This is a genomic window from Streptomyces lydicus (assembly GCF_000717345.1).
GTDB classification, from domain to species: Bacteria; Actinomycetota; Actinomycetes; order Streptomycetales; family Streptomycetaceae; genus Streptomyces; species Streptomyces lydicus.
This window is the reverse complement of record NZ_JNZA01000018.1, coordinates 16,575-37,304: the sequence shown is the minus strand read 5'-3', so window position 1 is coordinate 37,304 and position 20,730 is coordinate 16,575. Positions and strand designations below refer to the sequence as shown.

Annotated in this window: 24 protein-coding genes; 11 read left to right on the top strand and 13 right to left on the bottom strand. The window is 72.0% G+C overall.

Annotated features, from left to right (window positions below; all coding sequences use genetic code 11):
• Positions 1-167: 167 nt before the first annotated feature.
• The 4 genes from OO62_RS18990 to OO62_RS18975 form a co-directional block, all read right to left on the bottom strand.
• Positions 168-1,481 carry a deoxyguanosinetriphosphate triphosphohydrolase gene (locus OO62_RS18990; protein WP_033268660.1) on the bottom strand — a complete coding sequence of 438 codons (1,314 nt, stop codon included), beginning with the start codon at positions 1,479-1,481 and terminating at the stop codon, positions 168-170.
• On the bottom strand, positions 1,478-2,356 hold the full coding sequence (locus OO62_RS18985; RefSeq protein WP_033268659.1) for a sirohydrochlorin chelatase: 879 nt from the start codon (positions 2,354-2,356) through the stop codon (positions 1,478-1,480). Before OO62_RS18985 ends, OO62_RS18990 begins: the two co-directional genes overlap by 4 nt.
• Positions 2,357-2,454: 98 nt before the next feature.
• Positions 2,455-3,495: an adenosine deaminase gene (locus tag OO62_RS18980; RefSeq protein ID WP_228332436.1), complete on the bottom strand. Its 1,041-nt coding sequence runs from the start codon at positions 3,493-3,495 to the stop codon at positions 2,455-2,457.
• Positions 3,496-3,499: 4 nt separating this feature from the next.
• Positions 3,500-4,024, bottom strand: a complete 525-nt coding sequence (locus tag OO62_RS18975) for a gamma-glutamylcyclotransferase family protein (protein ID WP_078617256.1) — start codon at positions 4,022-4,024, stop codon at positions 3,500-3,502.
• A gap of 149 nt (positions 4,025-4,173) precedes the next feature.
• Here OO62_RS18975 and OO62_RS18970 point away from each other — a divergent pair, with 149 nt between their 5' ends.
• Both OO62_RS18970 and OO62_RS18965 read left to right on the top strand, forming a co-directional pair.
• Positions 4,174-4,908, top strand: a complete 735-nt coding sequence (locus OO62_RS18970) for a SanA/YdcF family protein (RefSeq protein ID WP_051733419.1) — start codon at positions 4,174-4,176, stop codon at positions 4,906-4,908.
• On the top strand, positions 4,905-5,288 hold the full coding sequence (locus tag OO62_RS18965) for a PPOX class F420-dependent oxidoreductase (protein ID WP_033268658.1): 384 nt from the start codon (positions 4,905-4,907) through the stop codon (positions 5,286-5,288). Before OO62_RS18970 ends, OO62_RS18965 begins: the two co-directional genes overlap by 4 nt.
• A gap of 69 nt (positions 5,289-5,357) precedes the next feature.
• Here the strand turns inward: OO62_RS18965 and OO62_RS18960 are convergent, their stop codons facing one another.
• Both OO62_RS18960 and cutA read right to left on the bottom strand, forming a co-directional pair.
• Positions 5,358-6,461, bottom strand: a complete 1,104-nt coding sequence (locus tag OO62_RS18960; protein ID WP_228332437.1) for a trypsin-like serine peptidase — start codon at positions 6,459-6,461, stop codon at positions 5,358-5,360.
• Between the two features lies 1 nt (position 6,462).
• Entirely contained in the window at positions 6,463-6,828 is a 366-nt protein-coding gene (cutA, locus tag OO62_RS18955; RefSeq protein WP_228332438.1) for a divalent-cation tolerance protein CutA, read from the bottom strand.
• A 335-nt stretch (positions 6,829-7,163) separates the two neighbouring features.
• Here cutA and OO62_RS18950 point away from each other — a divergent pair, with 335 nt between their 5' ends.
• Positions 7,164-7,544 carry a cupin domain-containing protein gene (locus OO62_RS18950; protein WP_051733418.1) on the top strand — a complete coding sequence of 127 codons (381 nt, stop codon included), beginning with the start codon at positions 7,164-7,166 and terminating at the stop codon, positions 7,542-7,544.
• Positions 7,545-8,066: 522 nt separating this feature from the next.
• Positions 8,067-8,366 carry a DUF6506 family protein gene (locus tag OO62_RS18945; protein WP_033268657.1) on the top strand — a complete coding sequence of 100 codons (300 nt, stop codon included), beginning with the start codon at positions 8,067-8,069 and terminating at the stop codon, positions 8,364-8,366.
• 150 nt (positions 8,367-8,516) lie between these two features.
• Here the strand turns inward: OO62_RS18945 and OO62_RS18940 are convergent, their stop codons facing one another.
• Positions 8,517-9,305, bottom strand: coding sequence for a sulfite exporter TauE/SafE family protein (locus OO62_RS18940; RefSeq protein ID WP_033268656.1), 789 nt, complete (start codon positions 9,303-9,305; stop codon positions 8,517-8,519).
• A gap of 43 nt (positions 9,306-9,348) precedes the next feature.
• On the opposite strand from OO62_RS18940, the gene OO62_RS18935 reads away from it, so the two are divergent.
• Both OO62_RS18935 and aac(6') read left to right on the top strand, forming a co-directional pair.
• On the top strand, positions 9,349-10,233 hold the full coding sequence (locus OO62_RS18935; RefSeq protein WP_033268655.1) for an aldo/keto reductase: 885 nt from the start codon (positions 9,349-9,351) through the stop codon (positions 10,231-10,233).
• Between the two features lie 66 nt (positions 10,234-10,299).
• Positions 10,300-10,773, top strand: coding sequence for an aminoglycoside 6'-N-acetyltransferase (aac(6'), locus tag OO62_RS18930; RefSeq protein ID WP_033268654.1), 474 nt, complete (start codon positions 10,300-10,302; stop codon positions 10,771-10,773).
• A gap of 36 nt (positions 10,774-10,809) precedes the next feature.
• Here the strand turns inward: aac(6') and OO62_RS18925 are convergent, their stop codons facing one another.
• Positions 10,810-12,036: a cytochrome P450 gene (locus tag OO62_RS18925; RefSeq protein WP_033268751.1), complete on the bottom strand. Its 1,227-nt coding sequence runs from the start codon at positions 12,034-12,036 to the stop codon at positions 10,810-10,812.
• Between the two features lie 506 nt (positions 12,037-12,542).
• Here OO62_RS18925 and OO62_RS18920 point away from each other — a divergent pair.
• Genes OO62_RS18920 through OO62_RS18910 form a run of 3 tightly spaced genes read left to right on the top strand, consistent with a single transcriptional unit; the run spans position 12,543 to position 14,793 of the window.
• Positions 12,543-13,373 carry a helix-turn-helix domain-containing protein gene (locus tag OO62_RS18920; protein WP_033268653.1) on the top strand — a complete coding sequence of 277 codons (831 nt, stop codon included), beginning with the start codon at positions 12,543-12,545 and terminating at the stop codon, positions 13,371-13,373.
• Positions 13,370-13,591 carry a DUF397 domain-containing protein gene (locus OO62_RS18915; protein WP_033268652.1) on the top strand — a complete coding sequence of 74 codons (222 nt, stop codon included), beginning with the start codon at positions 13,370-13,372 and terminating at the stop codon, positions 13,589-13,591. Before OO62_RS18920 ends, OO62_RS18915 begins: the two co-directional genes overlap by 4 nt.
• A gap of 11 nt (positions 13,592-13,602) precedes the next feature.
• A complete protein-coding gene (locus OO62_RS18910) occupies positions 13,603-14,793 on the top strand; it encodes a M20 metallopeptidase family protein (RefSeq protein ID WP_033268651.1) in 1,191 nt (396 codons plus the stop codon).
• A gap of 45 nt (positions 14,794-14,838) precedes the next feature.
• Here OO62_RS18910 and OO62_RS18905 read toward each other — a convergent pair whose 3' ends face one another.
• Positions 14,839-15,579 (bottom strand): class I SAM-dependent methyltransferase, encoded by a 741-nt coding sequence (locus OO62_RS18905; protein ID WP_033268650.1) that lies wholly within the window; start codon positions 15,577-15,579, stop codon positions 14,839-14,841.
• Between the two features lie 120 nt (positions 15,580-15,699).
• Positions 15,700-16,203 (bottom strand): hypothetical protein, encoded by a 504-nt coding sequence (locus OO62_RS18900; RefSeq protein ID WP_033268649.1) that lies wholly within the window; start codon positions 16,201-16,203, stop codon positions 15,700-15,702.
• 316 nt (positions 16,204-16,519) lie between these two features.
• On the opposite strand from OO62_RS18900, the gene OO62_RS18895 reads away from it, so the two are divergent.
• Positions 16,520-17,383, top strand: a complete 864-nt coding sequence (locus OO62_RS18895) for a hypothetical protein (RefSeq protein WP_033268648.1) — start codon at positions 16,520-16,522, stop codon at positions 17,381-17,383.
• 116 nt (positions 17,384-17,499) lie between these two features.
• Here the strand turns inward: OO62_RS18895 and OO62_RS18890 are convergent, their stop codons facing one another.
• Positions 17,500-17,910 (bottom strand): RidA family protein, encoded by a 411-nt coding sequence (locus OO62_RS18890; protein WP_033268647.1) that lies wholly within the window; start codon positions 17,908-17,910, stop codon positions 17,500-17,502.
• A 135-nt stretch (positions 17,911-18,045) separates the two neighbouring features.
• The gene (locus OO62_RS18885; RefSeq protein WP_033268646.1) at positions 18,046-18,867 is read right to left on the bottom strand and encodes an SDR family oxidoreductase; all 822 of its coding nucleotides are present in this window, start codon (positions 18,865-18,867) and stop codon (positions 18,046-18,048) included.
• Positions 18,868-18,969: 102 nt separating this feature from the next.
• Between OO62_RS18885 and OO62_RS18880 the strand changes: the two genes are divergently transcribed.
• Positions 18,970-19,389: a MarR family winged helix-turn-helix transcriptional regulator gene (locus OO62_RS18880; protein ID WP_033268645.1), complete on the top strand. Its 420-nt coding sequence runs from the start codon at positions 18,970-18,972 to the stop codon at positions 19,387-19,389.
• A 21-nt stretch (positions 19,390-19,410) separates the two neighbouring features.
• Here OO62_RS18880 and OO62_RS37030 read toward each other — a convergent pair whose 3' ends face one another.
• Positions 19,411-20,472: a Vgb family protein gene (locus OO62_RS37030; RefSeq protein ID WP_129322960.1), complete on the bottom strand. Its 1,062-nt coding sequence runs from the start codon at positions 20,470-20,472 to the stop codon at positions 19,411-19,413.
• Positions 20,473-20,730 lie beyond the last annotated feature (258 nt).

Sequence of the window (20,730 nt, the reverse complement as noted above, 5' to 3'; positions counted from 1 at the left end):
GGCTGGTCGGTTCCCCCCTGGTCGGTCCCCGGGTGCGGTCCCGGTTCGCTTTCCCCCGTAGAGGTGTTCGGTGGTGGTGGGGTTGTCCGCGACCCCCGTTCGAAAACGGTCGGCTTCGAGCGTCCCGCACGGAGCGTAAGGGGGGAAGAGGGGCTTCCCCCCTAGGGTCACCCTGGGTTGGCCTCTGCGTTACCAGGGCGTCGGGTGAGGCGGGCGTGCAGAGAGCGTGCCGAGAGGTCCGTCAAGGCCGCGATCTGGTCGATGACGGCGCGCATCCGGGCGGTGTCGTCGGGGGCCGCGTCGAACAGCGAACGGAACTGTGGGTCAAGGCCGTCCGGGGCGCGGGCGAGCAGTGCCTCGGCCAGTTCGGCGATGACGATGCGCTGGTCGGCGCGGAGCGCTTCCTGGTCGGGGCGCTGCATGACGTAGCGGTCGGCGACGGCTTTCAAAACGGCGCATTCCAGCCGGGTTTCGGCCGGAACCACCAGCTCCGCTCCGTAGCGGGTGAGCCGGCCGCTCCCCCACCGGACGCGGGTCGCGGCCTCGGCGGCCAGGCAGAAGCGGCCGATCAGCTGGCTGGTGGCGTCCTTGAGGCGGGCCTGGGCGAGGGCGGAGCCGTCGTAGCCGTGCGGCCACCACTCCTGCTCCAGCAGGCGGTCCAGCGCCGCGGCCAGCTCCGCGTCGCCGGCGCCCGGCGCATAGCGCTCGGCGGCGACCGCGAAGATCTCGGCGCGCTCGGGGTCGGCGAGCAGGACGTTGGGGTCGAGGTGCCCGGCGTGCAGTCCGTCCTCGACGTCGTGCACCGAGTACGCGACGTCGTCGGACCAGTCCATGACCTGGGCCTCGAAGCTCTGCGCCCCGTCGGGCGTGCCCTGCCGGAACCACCCGAAGACCGGCAGGTCGTCCTCGTAGACCCCGAACTTCCGGGAGCCGGGGTCGGTGGGGTGGCCGCCGCGCGGCCAGGGGTACTTGGTGGCGGCGTCGAGGGCGGCGCGGGAGAGGTTCAGGCCGACGCTGAGCACGGTGCCGCCCGGGGCGGACACGAAGCGCTTGGGCTCCAGACGGGCCAGCAGCCGCAGCGACTGGGCGTTGCCCTCGAAGCCGCCGCAGGACGCGGCGACTTCGTTGAGGGCCTGCTCGCCGTTGTGGCCGAAGGGCGGGTGGCCGAGATCGTGCGCCAGACAGGCGGTCTCGACCAGGTCCGGGTCGCAGCCGAGCGCGGCGCCCAGTTCGCGGCCGACCTGGGCGCACTCCAGGGAGTGGGTCAGCCGGGTGCGCGGGGTGGCGTCCCAGGCGTGGGTGTGCGCGCCGGGGGTGACGACCTGTGTCTTGCCGGCCAGCCTGCGCAGCGCGGCGGAGTGCAGCACGCGGGCGCGGTCGCGCTGGAAGGCGGTGCGGCCGGGCCGTTTGTCGGGCTCGGGGACCCAGCGCTCGGTGTCGGCCGGGGTGTAGCCGGGGATGGTCGGTGAGGTGCCCGTCATACAGCGACGGTAGCCGCCCTGGTGCTCTCGGGGTCGGATCCGGTACGCGTCAGGAGCGCCTGGTCGTAGCGGTGCAGGACCAGACGGGCCAGTGCGGGGTGGTCGCCCAGGGGCGCGGCGGCGGCCCCGGGGGCGGCCTGCGCGCACTGGGTGGCGAAGCGGCCGGGCGCGGTGAAGCAGCCGGCGACGGCGATCCGTTCGTGGCCGCGGGCGGTCAGTTCCCGGACCGCGTCGGGCACGGACGGGGTGGCGGCGGACGCGTAGGCGGGGACCACGGGCAGGCCGCCGAGGCAGGCGGAGAGGAGTGCGGCGGTGCGCTCGGTGTCCCGGGCGGAGCGCGCGGCCCGGGAGCCGGCGGCGGCCAGGACCACGGCGGTCCAGTCGCGGCCGGCGGTGGCACCGGCCTCCAGCAGCCTGCCGTGCAGCGCCTCGGCGAGCAGCGGGTGCGGCCCGAGCGGCTCGGCGATCCGGCCGGTGAGGTGCGGGGCGGCGGCCAGCGCGGCGGGCAGGTCGTGGGTGACGTGGTGGCCGTGGCCGAAGAGCAGCGGTACGAGGACGGCCCGGCCGGACAGCTCCGCGAGGGTGTCGGCGAGCAGCGGACGGTTGAGTTCGAGGTGGCCGAGCCGTACCGGGAGGCCGGGGCGGAGCGCGCGGACCCGGTCGAGGAGCGCGCGGACGGTGGGCAGCGCGCGCGGATCGCGGCTGCCGTGGGCCACCGCGACGAGGGTGGGGGCGGCCGGTCCGGGGCGGTGGAAGCCGTGCAGCCGGACCGTGCGGAGCCGGGTGCTCAGCTGGGCGGTGATCTCGGCGGCGAGGTCCCCGGCGCCGAGGGGCGCGGAGGACGGGGCGGAGGGGTGCGGTATCGGCGCCGTCATGACGGGAGCGTGGCAGCCGGGCGTTGCGGGCCCGTTTCCCCGCGGCGAACTCTGTGTTCCGTCCGGCTGCCGCGCCCTGCGCGATCGGTGTGCGTCCGCTACTCCCGGTGAGCGCCCGCCTCGTGCGCGTCGACCTCCTTGAGGTACTTCTCGCGCACCGCCTCGTCCAGGAAGGAGGCGCGGAAGGAGTTGCGGGCCAGGGTGCGCAGCGTCGCCGGGTCCAGGCCGAGGGCGTCGCGCACGGCGGTGAAGTTGTCGTCCACGTAGCCGCCGAAGTAGGCCGGGTCGTCGGAGTTGAGGGTCACCAGCAGCCCGGCCTCCAGCATGGCGGGCAGCGGGTGGTCGGCGAGGTCGTCGATGACCCGCAGCCGGACGTTGGACAGCGGGCAGACGGTGAGCGGCACCTGCTCGGCGGCGAGGCGGGCGACCAGCCGCTCGTCCTCCATGGAGCGCACGCCGTGGTCGATCCGGTCCACGCCGAGCACGTCCAGGGCCTCCCACACGTACGCGGGCGGGCCCTCCTCCCCCGCGTGCGCCACGCACTTGAGGCCGGCCTCCTTGGCGAGCCGGAAGACCGCCTCGAACTTCGACGGCGGGTGCCCGACCTCGGCCGAGTCCAGGCCGACGGCGGTGATCCGGTCGAGGTACGGGCGGGCCGCCTCGAAGGTCGCGAGGGCCGACTCGGCGGTCTCGTCGCGCAGGAAGCACATGATCAGGCGGGTGCTGATGCCGTAGGTCTCCTCGGCGCTGTCCAGCGCGCGGGCCAGCCCGCCGATGACCGTGCCGACCGGGACGCCGCGGGCGGTGTGCGCCTGCGGGTCGAAGAAGATCTCGGCGTGCCGTACGCCCTGCTCCTCGGCGCGTGCCAGATAGGCGTGGGCGAGGTCGGCGAAGTCGTCCTCGGTGCGCAGCACGGCCATCAGCGCGTAGTAGAGGTCCAGGAACGACTGGAGGTCCGAGAAGGAGTAGGCGCGGCGCAGCTCGTCCTCGGTGGCGTAGGGGAGCGTGACGCCGTTGCGCTCGGCCAGCGCGAAGGCCAGTCCGGGTTCCAGGGTGCCTTCGATGTGCAGATGCAGCTCGGCCTTGGGCAGCGGCCCGGGGGCGGGCCGTTCGGACGGGGAGGGGGAAGCGGGAGCCACGGGGTCACACCTGTTCTGCGGTACGGGAAGGGCCCTCCGGGCAGGAGGGACCGTCGGTTCGGGAGGGGTCGTCCAGGTTAGCCGGGGCGTGCCCGCCGGCCGCGGCCGCGCCGCGCCAGGCGCCGCCCTCGACGGGGGTGCCGGTGCTGCGCAGCCGGCCGGCGAGCGGCTCGGCCGCGAGGTAGACCCAGGCCGGTTCGGTGCTCCCGTCGGTGCGGACGGCCTCGGTGGCCACCCGTTCGTAGAGGTTCGCCGGGTCGCCGGGGGCGTAGCCCTCCAGCCGGTCGAGGGTCGCGCGCACCTCGTCGTAGTCGGCCTCGCGGGGCAGGACGAGGGCGCCGTGCACGACCGCTTCCGGGGGTCCGGCGACGGCGTACGGGTAGCCGGGGCCGTCGTAGAGCAGCGCGCCGGTGATCCGGGCGGGTTCCTCGCGCGCGGTGCGGCCGCGCAGGGCCCAGGCGTGGTTGGTCCCGCCGGGGCACAGCGTTCCGTAGACGAAGAACGGCAGCCGCTCGGACTCGGGCGTCATGGTGGTGCGGTCCTCGCTCTCGGGGGTGCGGGCGTCGTCGGCCACGATGCCAGGTGCTCCTGCAACCATCATCGGCCGGACGGCGTCGCTTGCTTCAGGATCGATCACGACCGGACGTGATCGGATGCGATCACGTACGGGGGCAGGGGATGCCAGGACTGCTGCGGCGGATACGGGGCGCGGTGGCCCGCGTACGGCTGCCACGGACCCGGCGCGGGCAACGCCGCGTCTACCAGGCGGTGGTGGCCGCGGCGGTGCTCGGGCTGGCCCCGGCCACCTGGATGAACGCCACCGCCGGCCCGCGGGTGCGGACCGTCGCCGACGCGCCCGCGGCACCGGTCGCCATCGTCTTCGGCGCCGGCCTGTGGAACGGCGAGCCGTCCCCGTACCTCGCCCACCGGCTCGACACCGCCGCCGCGCTGTACGACCGGGGCACGGTCCGCGCGGTGCTGGTCACCGGGGACAACAGCCGGCACGACTACGACGAACCGGACGCGATGCGGGCCTATCTGCTGCGGCACGGGGTCCCGGCGCGGAAGATCGTCAGTGACTACGCGGGCTTCGACACCTGGGACTCCTGCAGCCGCGCGCACCGGATCTTCGGGGTGAACCGAGCGGTGCTGGTCAGCCAGGGCTTCCACATCCGGCGCGCGCTGGCCCTGTGCGGGGCGGCGGGCGTGGACGCCTACGGCGTGGGGGCCGGCGAACGGCACGACGCGACCTGGGCGTACGGCGGCGTCCGGGAGCTCTTCGCGGCCGGGAAGGCGGCGGTGGACGCGATGCTGCGCCCGGACCCGCAGTTCCTGGGACCGCGCGAGAAGGGGGTCACGGAGGCCCTACGGCAGCAGGTGCCTCCCCCGGCGGGCCCTAGGCTGCGGTCATGATTCCCGAAGCGGTCGCCGACAGTCCGTACGTCAGCCTCGTCACCTACCGCAGGGACGGCACTCCGGTGGCCACGCCGGTCTGGGCGGTGGCCGACGGGGACGAACTCCTGGTGTGGACGCGGGACGACAGCTGGAAGGTGAAGCGGCTGCGCCGCGACGCACGGGTGACCGTCACCCCGTGCGATGTGCGCGGCCGGATCGCCGAGGGCGTACCGGCCGTCGAGGGCACCGGCAGGCTGCTGGAGGACGCCGCCGGGCTGGGCCGGGTGCGGCGGGCGATGGCCCGCAAGTACGGGCTGCGGTTCCGGCTGCTGGACGGCGTCGGGGCGCTGGTGCGCGGCGGCAAGCGGCCGCACGTGGGGATCTCGGTGACGCTGTAGGGCCGGTCCCGTGCCGCGGGAGGGCGCCCGGCCGGCCGCCGGGCGCCCCCGCAGCAACGGGGCGGACGGTCAGGACCGGACCGCGCGGGAGTACAGGCTGAGGATCTTCCCGCCGAAGTACGGGCTGTAGGAGGTCCGGTCGTTGTGCGGGCCCTTGGGGCCGCCGCCGTTGAGGCCGCCGATCACGCCGATGACCCGGCCGGTGCCGGTCTCGTCGTCGAGGTCGGTCAGCCAGGGGCTGCCCGAGGTGCCGCCGTAGAACCCGCCGCAGTCCATGCGCAGTTCGCGGGTGCCGGTCAGCCGGGCGGTGCGGGCGGCGCAGCGGACGGCCCGGTCCGCCGGGTCGTTGCGGACGTTGGGGTAGCCGATGACGGTGACGTCGTTGGTGTAACCGGGCGTGGGTGTCAGGAGGTTGCCGCCGGTGACCTCTTCGAGGGACCGGCCGTCCTCGGCGGGCGCGACGGTGGCGAAGGCGAAGTCGAGGTCGGCCTTGTCGCCGGTGGTGCCGCGGTCGTCGTAGGCGAAGGACTCCTCGATCGCCCACACCCCGTACGGCTGGGTGGTCGCGCCCGAGCGGTACTGCGGGACGAAGGCCGCGTGGGTGCCGGGGTTGCAGTGCCCGGCGGTGAGGATCAGATTGCGGTGCGGACTGTGCACCACGCTGGCCGTGCAGTGGTGCGTACGGGCGTCCCCGTCGACGGAGAACAGCACGCCGACGGACGGCACGCCGTCGAAGTGCTGGGCGGTGTTGGGGACTTGGGCGGCCGGGGCGGCCGGCTTGGCGGGTTCGGCCGCCGGCTTGGCGGGCTCGGCGGCCGGTGCGGCGGCCGCCGTGCCGGAAGCGCTCGCGGACCCGCCCGGGGTGTCGTCCCGGCCGGGGGCTGCGGCCGCCATCCGCTCGGACGTCCAGTAGGCGGCGGCGTCCCGGCTGGTCCAGGACGCCGCGGGCGCCAGTCCCGGCCGGGCGGCACCCGCCGCCGCGCCGCGCGCGCTCTCGGCGGCGTGGCCGGCGGGCGCGGTGGCCAGGCACACCACCATGCCGAGGGCGGCGGTCGCCGCGTGGCTCCAGCGGCGCCGGACGCGCGCCGGATCGGTCGGCTCCGTGCTGCCGGTCGGGGCCATGCTGCCGGTCGGGGCCGTGCTGACGGTCGGCTCCGTGCTCGGGCGCGCCATGTCAGCTCGTCTCCTCTGCGATCCACGACAGGTAGCCGGCCCCACCGCGGGTGATCGGGGTGGCGATGATCTCGGGGGTCTCGTAGTCGTGGGTCTGCAGGAGGTAGCTCTCCAGCTCGGCGTAGCGTGCCTGCGACGTCTTGAACAGCACCTGCCACTCCTGGCTGGTCTCCAGCGCACCGTCCCAGCGGTAGACCGAGGTCACCGGCGCGCTGACCTGGGCGCAGGCGGCAAGCCGGGCCTCGATGGCGCCGCGTGCCAGCCGCTGGGCCTTCTCCTCGCTGTCGGTGGTGGTCATCACGGTCAGGAATCCGGTCGGCGGCCCGGCCGGGTCGGGCAGTTCGCTCAGGGCTGTGGGGTCGGCCACTGGTGCGCATCCTTCGCGGTGGGGGTACAGGGGACACACGGCCCGCATCGTACGGACCGTGATGATCATCCCGTGAGTGACGGGCCCGCCCCACGGCGGTATGCACCCGGACGCCGGGGCTGAATCCGGCGCCCGGGAGCAAGGGGCGGCGGCTGTCCCGCGCGCCGCCCCCGCGAGCAGGCCGCCAGGTGCTGGAAGAACGGGGCCCCGTAGGCGGCGTCGAAGCCGGTCTGTCCGGTACGCAGGACGTCCGGGAGGCCCCCGGTTGCGTCGGATCGCGCAACGGCAACCATGGAAGGGAGCCGCCGCCGGTCCGCTCGCGAAAGGCCAGCATCATGGACGATCTCACCGCGCTCACCCGCCAGCAGCTCGATGACGCCAGGGCGTCCGCGCACGGCCGCAGTGCCCACCTCTTCCTGCACGACGGCCCCTTGCGGCAGACCGTGATCGCCCTGATCGCGGGCGCCGCGCTGGACGAACACAATGCGCCACCGGCGGCGAGCCTTCAGGTGCTGGAGGGCCGCGTCCGACTGACCGGACCCAAAGGCAGCAGCCAGGAGCTGACGGCCGGTCAGGTCGCCGTGATCCCGCACGAGCGGCACGGACTGGAGGCCGTCGAGGACTCGGCGGTGCTGCTGACGGCCGTCACCGAGATGCCGGCACGGGTGCGCGGCAAGGCGCCGGTGGGGACGGGGACGGTGGCGGCGCGCGGGTAGCGGGAGCACGGCCCCTTCCGCCGGGAGGGCCCGGAACGTCCCGACGGAGTACGCAGAGGTTTCCAGAATTCACATTTTTCTGAATGTTATGTAGCCTCCGGAGCGTGACCGGTCCACGCATCAAGGTGCCGCTGACAGGCGCCCCGGAGACCCTCCTCGGCACGCTCTACGGCCGCGCGGTGGACAGCCGCTCCGCACGGCCGGTCCTCGGCGACCCGCTGGCCGTCGACACCGTGCGGCGGCTCGACTACGACTTCTCGAAGATGCGGATCAGCACCGGCGACGAAAGAGGTGGCGCGATGGTGCGCCCAGCACGGGCTCGCCCCACGCCTGCTACGACACGGTCCGGCCAGCTGGAACGCGGGCGGACGCGCCCTTCCCCGCCCCCGGCGGAGGGGCGGCCGAGCCCGGTGCCGCGACCATGTGAGGGGCGCGTCACACCAGGGACAAGGGCGATCCTCGGCATATCCGGCCTACTTCTGTTTGGCTGATGGTGCCGATAGACACAGGGGGTTCACACTCATGGCGCTCACACACTGGGGATTCATCTACACGGCGGCCGGCAGCGCTGCAGGCGGCGATGTCAATGTTGTGGACACCGGCACGTGCCGCACCGTTTTGGTGGGGGTGGGGAAGCCCGAGGAAGGCATTGAGGCTGCCCGGCGCCTGGTGGACGAGGGGGTGCAGCTGATCGAGTTGTGCGGGGGGTTCGGGCCTGTTTGGGCTGGGCGCGTGATCGAGGCGATCGACGGTGCGGTCCCCGTGGGCACGGTCGGCTACGGACCTGAAGCGGTCGATCAGGTCCACGCGATCTTTTCCTGACCGTACGCCGCAGGAAGGCCAGGTCCGGCCGTCCGGGAGACCCGAAGGCGCTGTCGGGCTGGCGAGGTCCGATCGACTTTCCTGTACCACTGCCGGTTCTGAGCGCCTGAGCCGCCCGCCGCCCCGGCGTGCCGTACGGGACGGCGGGGCTCAGGCCGCCAGCCACTGGTCGTACGCCAGCTTGCACAGCAGGGCGACCACCACGACCACCAGCACCCCGCGCACGAACCCGGCGCCGCGCTTGAGCGCCATCCTGGCGCCCACCATCCCGCCGACCAGGTTGAACAGCGCGAGCAGGGCGCCCAGTTGCCACAGCACGGTGCCCTGGATCGCGAACATCGTCAGGGCACCGACGTTGGTGCAGACGTTGACGACCTTCGCCGTCGCCGAGGACGTGACCAGGTCCATGTGCAGCACGGCGGCGAGCGCGACGACCAGGAACGCGCCGGTCCCGGGCCCGATCAGGCCGTCGTAGAAGCCGATGCCCAGCCCGGCGACGAGGACCGCCGCGAGCATCCGCTGCCGGGAGACCGGCCCGGACGGCGCGGGGGCGGTCCCGAAGGCCGGACGGAAGAGGACGAAGGCCAGCACCGCCAGCAGTACGGCCATGATCAGCGGCCGCAGCACCGCGCTGTTGATACCGGCCGCGAAGAACGCCCCGACCAGCGAGCCGGCGACAGCGGCGAGACCGATCCGCAGCGCGGTACGGACATCGAGCGGGGCCCTGCGGACGTAGGTGACCGCGGCGGCGGTGGTGCCCACGATGGCGGTGGACTTGTTGGTGCCCAGGACATAGGCGGCGGGTGTGTGCGGCAGGCCGACCAGCAGCGCGGGAAGGAGCAGCAGGCCACCACCGCCCACCACGGCGTCGATCCAGCCCGCGGCGAGCGCGGCCAGGCACAGCAGGGTCAGGGTGAAGAGCGATATGTCAGCGGGCACCGGCCGATCTTACGAACCGGGCGCCCCACTAGGCTCCGCAATTATGGACGCCACGACGCACCCGGCCGGCTCGACCGCCTCCCCGGCGGCCACCTTCGCCCTCGGCGGTGAACTGCCCGTCCGGCGGCTCGGGTTCGGGACCGGCGGGCTGGTCGGCCCCGGCTACTGGGGGCCGCGGCACGACGACCCCGAGCACGCGGTGGCGCTGCTGCGCCGGGCCGTGGCCCGTGGCGTCACGCTGATCGACACCGCCGACAACTACGGCCCGGACGTGGCCGAGGAGCTGGTGGCGCGGGCTCTGCACCCGTACCCGGAGAGCCTGGTCATCGCGACAAAGGGCGGGGTGGTGCGCACCGGGCCGGACGTCTGGCACATCGCGGGCCGCCCGGAGCAGCTGCGCGCCATGTGCGAGGCGAGCCTGCGCCGGCTGCGTACGGACACCATCGACCTCTACCAGCTGCATCGCCTGGACCCCGACGTCCCGATGGCCGACCAGCTGGGCACGCTGCACGAGCTCCGGCAGGAGGGGAAGATCCGGCACATCGGGCTCGACTCGGTCGACGCGGGACAGCTGCGGCAGGCGCAGGAGATCGCGGCCATCGCGTCCGTGCAGAACCGCTACAACCTGCTGGACCGCGCCTCGGAGGACGTACTGGAGCTGTGCGCGCGGCGGGGAACGGCCTTCCTGCCGTGGTTCCCGCTGGGCCACGGCGCGCTGACCGGCGGCGCGGGCGCGGCCCTCGCCGAGGTGGCCGCCCGGCACGGCGCGACCGGCGGGCAGATCGCGCTGGCCTGGCTGCTGCACCGCTCCCCCGTACTGCTCCCCACCCCCGGTACGGGATCGCCCGCGCACCTCGACGAGAACCTGGCGGCGGCCGGCATCGCCCTGACGGACGAGGACATGGCGCAGCTCGCCGGACCGGTGTAACGGCGGCTCACCGGCGTAACGGCGGCCCATCCGGCCGGCGATGCCCCGCCCGGGGAGAATGAGGGCATGGAACTGCGTGGGGACAGGGTCGTGCTGCGGCCGGTGGCAGAGGGCGATCCCGAAGTCCTCGACCGGATCGTCAGGGAACCGGAAGTCGCGGCGTGGTGGTCGCCCCCGGACGACTACGCCGGCATGCTGGCCGTCGTCCTCGGGGGTGACGTCATCGGAGCCGTCCAGTTCGACGAGGAGACCGACCCCGAGTTCCGCCGGGCGGGCATCGACATCTTCCTGACGGCGCGGCGCCACGGGCAGGGGCTCGGCACCGACACGGTCCGCACGCTGGCCCGGTGGCTGGTACGGGAACGCGGCCACCACCGGCTGACCATCGATCCCGCCGCAGCCAACACAGCGGCGATCCGCAGCTACCGCAAGGTCGGATTCAAACCCGTGGGGATCATGCGCAAGTACTGGCGCGGCCACCGGACGGGCACCTGGCAGGACGGGCTGCTGATGGACCTGCTCGCGGACGAGCTGACCTGACACCGTTCGACGTGCCCGACGCCTCGGCCGACGGCTCTACCGCTCCGTTTCCGTCCAGGTGACCGGCAGTGCGTGGACGCCGTAGATGTTCATGTCGGTCCGGAGCTTCACCTCGTCGGCGGGGACGGCGAGCTGGAGGGTCGGGAAGCGGCGCAGCAGTCCGCCGAAACCGGCGCGCATCTCGATGCGGGCCAGCTGCTGGCCGAGGCACTGGTGGACGCCGTGCCCGAAGGACAGGTGGCCGCGGGCCCTGCGGTGGACGTCCAGGGTGTCGGGGTTGTCGAAGCGCCGGGGGTCGTGGTTGGCGGCCAGGAGCGAGACGACGACGGTCGATCCCTTGCCGATCGTCTCCCCGCCGAGTTCGATGTCCTCCGTGGCGTAGCGGTAGAAGATGTCCGCCACGGACAGGTACCGCATGAGTTCCTCGACGGCATCGGGCAGCAGATCCGGCTCGGCGCGCAACGCGGCCGCCTGCTCGGGGTGCTCCAGGAGCGCGAAGGTGCCCAGTGCCAGCTGGTTGGCGGTGGTCTCGTGCCCCGCGAGCAGCAGCAGGAAGGCGATGCCGGTCAGCTCCTCGATGCTGAGGTCGTCATCGCGGGCCAGGTCGGACAGGATGTCTTCGCCCGGCTCGGCGCGCTTGCGCGAGACCAGTTCGGCGAGGTACGTGGTCAGGCCGGAGTACGCGGCCATCTTCTCGTCGAGCGCCACGTCCTTTTCCATGAACTTCGCCGAGTTGGCCTGGAAGCTCTCCCGGTCCTCGTAGGGGACGCCGAGCATTTCGCAGATCACCAGCGAGGGCACCGGCAGCGCGAACGCCTTGACCAGGTCGACCGGCGGGGCGAGGCGCGCCATCTCGTCAAGCTGCCGCTCGACGATGTCGCTGATGTGCTCTTCGAGCCTCTTCATGCGCTTGACGGTGAAGGCGCCGGTGAGCTTGCGCCGCAGCCGGGTGTGGTCCGGCGGATCCATGGCGATGAACAAGCCCGGCACCTGCGGGGACGGTTCGGTCATGGCGGGCATGCCGGGGGTCTCGTACGGCACGTGGAGCACGCCGATGTCCTGGCGGGAGCTGAACCGGGTGTCGGCCATGAGCTGGCGGACCGCGTCGTAGCCGGTGACGAGCCAGCCCTCGTGGCCGTCGGGAAAGATCAGGGGGCTGACCGGGCGCGCCTCGCGCAGCCGGGTGATGTCGCGGGGCGGGTCGAAGGGGCCCGCATCGCGCTCCATCGGGAGGCCGAGCGGGATGGGAACCGTCTGAGTCATCGGATCGCCTTTCGAAGCGGTTGTTGCGACCACCCTCGCCGACGGTCCTGACATACGGCTGACACGGTCCTGACACCGTGCACCCCGGCTCACCGCGACCCGATGCACCTCGATGAGCGCCTCGGTCAGCTCGACGGCCAGTAACTGAAGTTCGCCGGTCGTCCACGCCCGGCTGTCGAGCAACCGCCGCGCCTCTTTGAGCAGTTCCGCGGCGTAACTGAGCTGCTCCGCCTCGATGTCGTCGGCGAGACGGGACAGGAAGCCGGTCCCGTCCCCCGAGAGCAGGCAGGGCTTGCCCTCGGCGCCCTCCCAGGGCAGCAGCCGGAGGGTTTCTGTTGCGTCGGCCATGTCGTCCGTCCCGTGCGTTGCGGTGAATACCGGGTGTAGTCAATTCGTCACCGTGGCAACGCAACGGGCAATAGAATGGCGGTGGTTGAACCGGCGGCCTTCAAGGCTTCGGCCTGCCGCACTGTCGCCGTACGCACACATGACGAGAGGTCATAGCGTTGGACGAGACGACCCCTTCCGAGCACTTGAATCCGCTCCAGCGCTTCGGGCGCGACATCAAACAGGTACGGCTGGCCCGCAAGCTCACGCAGAAGCATCTGGGCAAGGCGACGGGCTACTCCGAGGGGTACGTCAGCAAGGTCGAGTCCGGCACGCTGCTGCCCCGGCCCAGCGAGAAGTTCGCCAAGGGGTGCGACATCGCTTTCGGAACCGGTGAGTTATTCGCGGGCATGCTGCAGAGGATCGACCAGGGTGATCACCCGAGCTGGTTCGCCCCGTACCTCAATCTGGAGAAGAAGGCGTCTCGGATCCTTACCTACGAGACGAACCTCGTAACAGGCATCGTTCAGACGGAGGACTTCGCGCGGGCCGTCTTCCGCGTATCCAACCCTCGGGCAAGTGCAGAGGCGATCGAGGACAAGGTGGCCGCTCGGCTACGGCGGCGTGAGGTATTCGAACGGGAGACACCGCCACTCCTGTGGATCATCCATCATGAGGCGTGTCTGCGAACCGTGGTGGGCGATGCCAAGGTCATGGCCGGCCAGCTTGATCACCTGATGACGACGGCCGCCTCCCCACACATCGAACTTCAAATCATGCCGTTCTCGGCGGGTATTCCGGCCACGTCCACAATGCCCTTCACCGTGTTGCGCTTCCCGGACTCACCCACTGTGCTGTACACGGAAACCCGGGCAGGAGGCCGCATACACGACTCCGAACAAACAGTCGACGCGGCCCTGGATGACTATGATCTGCTCAGAGCACATGCGTTGTCCCCTGATGAATCGCTGGCCCTGATCAAGACTCTGCTGAAGGAGTACCGCGTATGAGCCCCGCCCTGGATCTCACCACCGCGCAATGGGTCAAGTCCTCCTACAGCGAAGGCAACGGCGGTCAGTGCGTGGAGTTCTCCCGGACCCTCACCCACTCCCACGGCCTCGTCCCCGTTCGTGACAGCAAGGACCCGCACGGCCCGGCGCTCGTCTTCCCCGCCGGTAACTGGACCTCATTCGTCTCGGCCATCAAGAGCGGGGATCTCTCCGCCTGAAGGGATCTCCTGTGCATCTGCGTGACGACGCCCGCGCTCTCTCCGACGACCTCGTGCGGATGCGCCGCACGCTGCACCGCATCCCCGAGACCGGGCTCGACCTGCCGCGTACGCAGGAGGCGGTGCTGGCCGAACTCGACGGGCTACCGCTGGAGATCATCACCGGTACCGGGCTCAGCTCGGTGACCGCGGTGCTGCGCGGCGGGCGGCCCGGTCCGGCTGTGCTGCTGCGGGGCGACATGGACGCGCTGCCGGTCGCCGAGCGGACCGGCCTGGACTTCGCCGCCGACAACGGCCGGATGCACGCCTGCGGCCACGACCTGCACACCACCATGCTCACCGGCGCCGCCAAGCTGCTCAGCGCGCACCGCGAACGGCTCGCGGGCGATGTGCTGTTCATGTTCCAGCCCGGCGAGGAGGGCTACGACGGCGCCGGGCAGATGCTGGCCGAGGGGCTGCTGGACGCGGCCGGGCGGCGGCCAGAGGCGGCGTACGCGATCCATGTGCTGTCCGCCGGGCTGCCCGGCGGGGTCTTCCGGACCCGCGGCGGCACGGCGATGGCCGCGTCGAACGTGCTGCGGGTGACGGTGCGCGGCGAGGGCGGGCACGGCTCGATGCCGCACCGCGCGAAGGACCCGGTACAGGCGGCGTGTGCGATGGTGACCGCCCTCCAGGCATGGATCACCCGCACCTTCGACGTCTTCGACCCGGTGATCCTCACGGTGGGCACCTTCCACGCCGGCACCCAGCAGAACGTCATCCCGGACACCGCGGTCTTCGAGGCGACCGTCCGCAGCTTCTCGGACGCCGCCCAGGCGCGGGTCAAGGACGGCACCGTGGAGGTGTGCCGGGGCATCGCCGCGGCGTACGGCGTGGGCGTGGACGCGGAGTTCGTCGAGATGTACCCGGTGACCGTCAACGACGGCGCGGAGGCGGACTTCGCGGCGGACGCGGTCCGCGAGGCGCTGGGCGAGGAGCGTTTCACGCCGCAGCCGCAGCCGCTCCAGGGCTCGGAGGACTTCTCCCGGGTGCTGGCCGAGGTGCCCGGGGCGATGCTCTTCCTCGGGGCCCCGCCGGCCGGTGCGGACCCCGAGCGCAGCGCCAACAACCATTCGCCGCTGGCGGAGTTCGACGACGCGGTGCTGGCGGACGGCGCGGCGGTGTACGCGGAACTGGCGGCCCGGCGGCTGGCAGGCGCCTAGGGCCTGTCCGGCGAGGGATGCCTTCACGTCTCGGCGCGGCGGAACTTACGGTTTGTGGGTTACCCAGAGCAGTTCCGCCGGCCAGCGGTGTGCCCAGTCGGGTGGGTCGGTTTTGTTGTAGCCGTTGGGTGTGCCGGGTTCGGGCCGCGGCTCGATGAGGTCGTCGATGATGAGATCCGCGCCGCGCAGGACCTTGACCCAGTCGCCGTAGGTGAGCTGATAGCTGGTCGCGCCGCCGTCTTCGGCGATGGTGTTCAGCCCGAAGTAGTCCTGCTGCAACGTCGTGGTCACGCGGCTGACGGCTTCGTCGTAGCACGCTTCGAACCATGGGCTGGCGACGTTGAACACCAGGCGCCCGCCTCGGCGCAAGACGCGTGCGGCCTGCGGGACGGCCAGGTGCGGGGGCGCCCAGCTGAGCCCACCGAAGTCGCAGAACACCAGGTCGAAGCTGTCGGCGGCGAAGGGGAGTTGTTCGGCGGCGCCTTGCACCAGCGGGTAGCGGGCCGCTCCCATCGCGCGGGCCGCTGCGGCGAGTTGGGCTTCGGACAGGTCGAGCCCGACCACGGTGGCGCCCTCGGCGGCGAGTGCCCTGGACCACTGGCCGGCGCCGCAGCCGAGTTCGAGGACGCGCTTGCCGGTGACGTCGCCCAGGGCGTGCAGGTGCGCGTCGGGGATGGAGTACATGCCCCACAGCCGGGGTGTGGCGCCGATCTGCGGGTCGTGCTCGCGCTGGTAGGCGCTGCTGATCCGGTTCCAGAGCCGCCGGTTGGCGGGGATGCTGTCCACGTGCCGACTCCAGCACTGCCTGCCGGGGGCGGTCAACACCGGTGATCCCGGCCAGTGCCGCCGTACCGCTGGCCGGGATGCGCGGGAGGACGTCAGCGGGCGGACGTCAGCCGGAGGACGTCAGTCGAGGTCCTTCGAGTAGTCGGTGGTCGCGCACCCGTCGACCTCGCCGTCCTCGACGGTCCGGCCCTCGGGTGCGTGGAAGCCCGGGGTGCAGTTCAGGAACAGCAGACCGGCGTCGAGCAGCTTGCGGCGCTGGTCGTCGCTGCCGGGGTCGACGGCGAAGTCGTCGCCGATCATGAGGTCGTCCTGCTCGTCCTCGTCCGCCTTGACGGCGGTCTGGAACGCCGCCATGTCCTCGATGGTGAGGAAGTCCGCGTCCTCGCCGCCGCCGGCCGTGTTCTCGCACTGACCGCCGCCGTTGATGCCCTTCATCCCCATGGCCTCGACCTTCGCCACGTCCCGGGGCGGGGCGATCTCGACGTGCTCACAGCCGAGCGTCGTCCGGAGCAGCTCCCCGGCTCCTTGGGGCGAGTCCGCCGAGGGCAGGCTGCTGCCGCACGCGGAGACCGAGGCCAGGGCGACGAAGGTGCCGGCCGCGGCGAGAATTCGCTGGAAACGCATGACGTCCCTTTGCAGTTGTGGCTGCGCGCCGGGCACCGTCCGGATGCGGTGGTGTCCCTGCTGCGCGCGGGGGCGAAGAAGGCCAACCGCGCTCCCCGTTCCCCCGTAATGATCAGTTGACCGGGACATGGTAAGCGGCCGCCGGCGCCGCCTTGCCCAAGCGCGCACGAATCTCTTCACAGAAGCTTCACATCAGCGCACAACCATTCGCCCTGCTGACGGGTCTGGTGTGCGAGTTCGTTGAACTCGCAATCGATCCGGGTACCGCCGTGCGTGCTCCACGCCGGCGGAACCCCCTGTCCCTTCCGAGGAACACATGCGCATTCGTGCCACTGCTGCCGCACTGTCCGGCGCCCTGGCCATAGCCGCCCTCGCCGTCCCCGCCGCTCAGGCCGCGGACGCCCCGGGCCCCGGCGCCGCCAAGGCGCAGCTCTTCGCGTCCGCCGCGCAGACCCCCGCCAACGCGGCGGCGGACGACGCTCAGGGCGACACCACGATCACGAACGTCACCGTCAACGGCGGCAAGGACATCGTGGTCGGCACCAGCCTGAAGAAGACCTTCACCGTCTCGGTGACCGCCACCGACCCGGCCGGCATCTACGACGGCTACGCGTTCCTGTGGCACGGCACCGACCTGAACTCCGAGACCGGTGTCGACGGCGCGATGACGCCGAGCACGGACCACGGCACCTGCACGGTGGTCAACGCCACGACCTCCACCTGCTCGGTCACCCTGGTCGCGGACCCCAACGACAACATCTACGGCAACATCCTCGCCGGCCGGTGGCACGTCTACGCCTCCGCGGTGGGCAACGACGGCGACTACTCCATCAAGGACAACTACCGGTCCGGCTGGGTCAAGCGCGCCGCGCAGCTGACCACCAACGCCTCGCCGGAGCCGGTGGCCATGGGCGGGACCCTCACCGTCACCGGTGCGCTGACCCGGGCGAACTGGGACACCCAGAAGTACGGGGCCTACGGCGTGGGTTCCGTGCAGCTTCAGTTCCGCAAGGCCGGCACCAGCACGTACACCAACGTCAAGACGGTCACCTCGGACAGCCACGGCAACCTGAAGACGACGGTGAAGGCCGCCGCCGACGGTTACTGGCGCTACGTCTGGGCCGGCACGTCGACCACCTCGGTGGCGACCGCCACCAGCGACTACGTCGACGTGAAGTAAAGCCGCGCGGGCGGGCGACACGCCCCGCCCCCGCGCCGGCCGCCCGGCGCACGGACCGGCACAGGTCCGCGCCGGGCGGCCGGCAGCACGCCAGGTGTTTCGCCGGGCCCCGTAACTCAGGAATCGAGCACGGCGGCAACGGCCTCGATCTCGACGAGTTGATCGTGGTAGCCGAGCACCGTGACGCCCATCAAGGTGCTGGGTACGTCGTGGTCGGCGAACGCGTCCCGGACCACCTCCCAGGCGGCCACCAGGTCCTCCTGACGGGCCGAGGCGACGAGGACCCTGGTGCTGATGACGTCCTGGAGTGCCGCGCCGGAGGCAGCGAGAGCGGCCTGCATGTTCTCGACGGCTTTCGCTGCCTGCCCCCTGTAGTCCCCGATCGCTGCCGTGGAACCGTCGTCGTTCAGGGGACACGCCCCGGCGAGGAAGATCAGGCGGGACTCGGCGGGCGCCGTGGCCGCGTAGGCGTACTCGGCGACGTCGGACAGGGCTGCGGAGCGGATCAGAGTGATGGCACGAGCCACGGCTGTGGGGTCCTTTCCCCTGGGGTGCTGAGCGCGGCCATCCTGCCAACGGCCCCTGGGGGCCCGCCTCCCCATTTCGTCCTGCGACGCCGAAGGCTGCGGGTGCAGCCTGACTTCGCGTCGGCCGGAACGTTCCTAAGCGACCCAGGAGTTGGTCAGCGCCTGCACGGCCGAGCCGTCGAGGTCCTTGAGCTTCGTCCCGGCGAAGGCGCGCGCGGCGTCCGAGGTGAGCACCCGGAAGGCCGGCCGCTCGGCCGCGAGCAGGTCGACGATCCGCGCCGCCACGTCCTGCGACGTCTGCGCCTGGGCGAAGGCTTCGCGGGTCCGCTCCAGGTAGCGGGACAGGGCCGGCGCGTACGGCCCGGCCTGCTCCAGCGCGTCGTCCGGGAGGCCCACGTTGCTGACGAACTCGCTGGCCACCGCACCCGGCTCCACCACACTGACCCGCACACCGGCCGTGGCGGCGACCGGCGCGAGGGACTCCATGAAGCCCTCGACCGCGAACTTGGCGGCGCAGTACGCCTCGTTGAAGGGCTGGCCGATCACTCCGCCGACGCTGGTCACGGTCAGCACCCGGCCCTTGCTCGCGCGCAGCAGGGGCAGGGCCGCCTTCGTGACGTGCAGGACGCCGAAGAAGTTGACCTCCATGACGGCGCGCACGTCCTCGACGCTCTCCCGTTCCAGGGTGCCGACGTGACCCGCGCCGGCGTTGTTGACGAGCGCGTCCAGCCGGTCGAGGCCGGCCAGGCACGCCTCGACCGAGGCCGGGTCGGTCACGTCCAGGGCCCGGACGTCGACGGTGACCCCGGCCTCCTCCGCCGCGGCCAGCAGTGCGCCCGCCTTGGTGGTGTCGCGCATGGTGGCGATCACCTGCCATCCGCTCCGCGCGGCGGCCACGGCGGTGGACAGGCCGATACCGGAGGAGGTGCCGGTGATCAGGACGGTCTTGGTGCTCATGCCTCGTACCTCTGCTCTTTGCTTATGCGTCATAACTAATATGCTTCATAACTATGAGCACGGATATTTGACGTTGTCAAGCACATCGGTACGCTGGGCGCCATGCCCAACCCACCGGACGAGGTCAGCAAAGAGGTCCTCGGCCTCTTCGCCGCCATCAACCGCCGCTACCTGCAGGATTGCGAGGCCGCGGCGACGCCCCACAACCTGACCCCGCTCCAGGCCAAGGCGCTGCTGGCCATCGAGGACCCGGTGCCGATGCGCCGCATCGCCGAACGGCTGCACGCGGAGCCGTCCAACGTGACCGCGATCATCGACCGGCTGGAGTCCAGCGGCCTGGTCGAGCGCAGCCCCGACCCGGCCGACCGCCGCGTCAAGCGCGTCGCCGCCACCACCGCCGGCCGTAGCGTCGCCGCCGACCTCCGCGCACGCATGCCGTTCGCCGCCGACCCCTTGGCCCCGCTCACCGCGCAGCAGCGCGAGAACCTGCGCGAGTTGCTGCAGCTGATCCTGGAGGCATGACGGCGGCCGGCCCGGCGCCCGCTACTCGACGGCCGACACCGTCGGCGGGCAGCCCGTGGTGATGGAGCCGACGGTGTCGGCGGCCAGTTCGCTGAACCACATGGAGCCGTCCGGGCCGGGAATGATGCGGTGGCCGACCGGGACGGTGGTGGGCAGGGTGTAGCGGGTGGTGGTCAGGTCCGGGCGGACGCGGTCGATCAGTCCGGGCTGGTTGTACTGCACCCACAGGTTGCCGAAGCAGTCGAAGGCCAGCGCCGCCAGCTTGGCGTTCGGGACGTCGGTGCGGTGCTCGGTGATGCGGCCGGTATCGGGGTCGAGGTGGGCGTAGGCCGCGCCGGCCTCCTCGGTGAACCAGACATGGCCGCGCCGGTTGACGGCGACGGCGATGGGCCGGCTGTCAGGTGTGGGGGTGGCGTATTCGCGCAACCGGCCGTTCGCGTCGATCCGGCCGACGCGGCCGGCCGTCAGCTCGGTGAAGAACATGGCGCAGCGGGGCCCTCGCGCCAGGAAGATCGGCTGACTGTCGGGGGCGAGGGGATACACGGTCCATCTGCGGGAGCGAGGGTCGAAATTCCCGATGGATCCGCCCTCCTTCCCCGTCCACCACACGGTGCGCCCGTCGCAACCGATGCGCAGGCCGTGCGGCCCGGCGCCGGGCACCGGGATCGGGTAGCTGCCGATGCGCTTTCCGGCGGGGTCCAGTTCCACCAGGGCGTTGGTGGCTTCCTCGGTGACCCAGACATGGCCGCGCCGGTCCTTGTCGATGCCGTGGGGCATGCTGTTGGCGGGGAACTCGATGATCCCCACCACCCGGCCGGTCGTGGAGACACGGAGGACGCGGTCCTCGAGTTGCTGGGAGACCCACAGATTGCCGTCCGGCCCGATGACCAACTCATGCGTGCTGCCCAGCCGGGGCAGCGGCATCAGGTACTCGTGCACGGTGCCCGGGGCGGGAGCAGGGGGGTCCGGGGGCGCGGCCGCCGCTCCCGGCAGGCCGGGGGCCATCACCAGAACGGCCGCCCCCAGGGCCGCGGCCAGGGCCGGCACCCGCCGCCGTCTCGGTAACTTCACCACACGAGGCATGACGAACTCCTCCATCGCAGCAGGCGAATGCCCTCGGCGCGCCGGAGAGGGCGCCGGGACCTCGGACACCCGCCCACCCAGGAGCCGCGCCCACCTCACCGGGCTTCCGTAAAATGACCGTAATGTCCGTTCCGGGTCGAGGCTAACCCAGCACGTGGAAGTTCGCCCCGCAGCGGGCGCGACGGCCCGATCCGCCCTCGCTCACCGGTGCGGGGCGGCGCGAATCGAGGGGCCGAACGGGTCGCGCCTCTTAGAACC

What these genes read in the sequence shown, in the direction of transcription:
- OO62_RS18990 (WP_033268660.1), bottom strand. Translation starts at nt 1,481, where the DNA reads ATGACGGGCACCTCACCGACCATCCCCGGCTACACCCCGGCCGACACC.
- OO62_RS18985 (WP_033268659.1), bottom strand. Translation starts at nt 2,356, where the DNA reads ATGACGGCGCCGATACCGCACCCCTCCGCCCCGTCCTCCGCGCCCCTC.
- OO62_RS18975 (WP_078617256.1), bottom strand. Translation starts at nt 4,024, where the DNA reads ATGACGCCCGAGTCCGAGCGGCTGCCGTTCTTCGTCTACGGAACGCTG.
- OO62_RS18970 (WP_051733419.1), top strand. Translation starts at nt 4,174, where the DNA reads ATGCCAGGACTGCTGCGGCGGATACGGGGCGCGGTGGCCCGCGTACGG.
- OO62_RS18965 (WP_033268658.1), top strand. Translation starts at nt 4,905, where the DNA reads ATGATTCCCGAAGCGGTCGCCGACAGTCCGTACGTCAGCCTCGTCACC.
- OO62_RS18960 (WP_228332437.1), bottom strand. Translation starts at nt 6,461, where the DNA reads ATGGCGCGCCCGAGCACGGAGCCGACCGTCAGCACGGCCCCGACCGGC.
- OO62_RS18950 (WP_051733418.1), top strand. Translation starts at nt 7,164, where the DNA reads ATGGACGATCTCACCGCGCTCACCCGCCAGCAGCTCGATGACGCCAGG.
- OO62_RS18945 (WP_033268657.1), top strand. Translation starts at nt 8,067, where the DNA reads ATGGCGCTCACACACTGGGGATTCATCTACACGGCGGCCGGCAGCGCT.
- OO62_RS18935 (WP_033268655.1), top strand. Translation starts at nt 9,349, where the DNA reads ATGGACGCCACGACGCACCCGGCCGGCTCGACCGCCTCCCCGGCGGCC.
- OO62_RS18925 (WP_033268751.1), bottom strand. Translation starts at nt 12,036, where the DNA reads ATGACTCAGACGGTTCCCATCCCGCTCGGCCTCCCGATGGAGCGCGAT.
- OO62_RS18915 (WP_033268652.1), top strand. Translation starts at nt 13,370, where the DNA reads ATGAGCCCCGCCCTGGATCTCACCACCGCGCAATGGGTCAAGTCCTCC.
- OO62_RS18900 (WP_033268649.1), bottom strand. Translation starts at nt 16,203, where the DNA reads ATGCGTTTCCAGCGAATTCTCGCCGCGGCCGGCACCTTCGTCGCCCTG.
- OO62_RS18895 (WP_033268648.1), top strand. Translation starts at nt 16,520, where the DNA reads ATGCGCATTCGTGCCACTGCTGCCGCACTGTCCGGCGCCCTGGCCATA.
- OO62_RS18885 (WP_033268646.1), bottom strand. Translation starts at nt 18,867, where the DNA reads ATGAGCACCAAGACCGTCCTGATCACCGGCACCTCCTCCGGTATCGGC.
- OO62_RS18880 (WP_033268645.1), top strand. Translation starts at nt 18,970, where the DNA reads ATGCCCAACCCACCGGACGAGGTCAGCAAAGAGGTCCTCGGCCTCTTC.
- OO62_RS37030 (WP_129322960.1), bottom strand. Translation starts at nt 20,472, where the DNA reads ATGCCTCGTGTGGTGAAGTTACCGAGACGGCGGCGGGTGCCGGCCCTG.